Here is a 329-nt window from a genome sequence, read left to right as displayed (position 1 = left end):
CCATAGATGAAAGTAAAGAATTTTTTGAAGGGATACTAAAATTAATATTTAATCAAGGAGTCTGGGAAAGTTTGAATATCTTACTTGATAAAGAAGAAAGGCTATTGGTTAGTTTGCTTAAATTACCTAACGAATATAGTTCAATTTATTTTAAAGTTTTAAAGGAAAATACAATGTTATTAGGAGCTTTATTGCATAAAGATGTAAATATATTACAGTATATAGAAGAGCCAGCGGTAATAAGATCACTATGGAGAAAATATTTAATATTGTACTCAAAGGATTCATACAAAGTAATTATAGGAATGTTAAAGTATGATTTAATTCCC

1 protein-coding gene is annotated in these 329 nt (G+C 26.1%); it reads left to right on the top strand.

Annotated features, from left to right (window positions below; translation table 11 throughout):
• Positions 1-329, top strand: a 329-nt coding sequence (locus tag R0J87_RS19115; RefSeq protein WP_498888213.1) for a hypothetical protein, incomplete at both ends; no start/stop codon positions are given.

The organism is Halomonas sp. SIMBA_159 (genome assembly GCF_046536035.1).
GTDB lineage: Bacteria > Pseudomonadota > Gammaproteobacteria > Pseudomonadales > Halomonadaceae > Vreelandella > Vreelandella venusta_A.
Note: the sequence above shows the minus strand (reverse complement) of the source record. Positions and strands in the feature narration are given on the sequence as shown.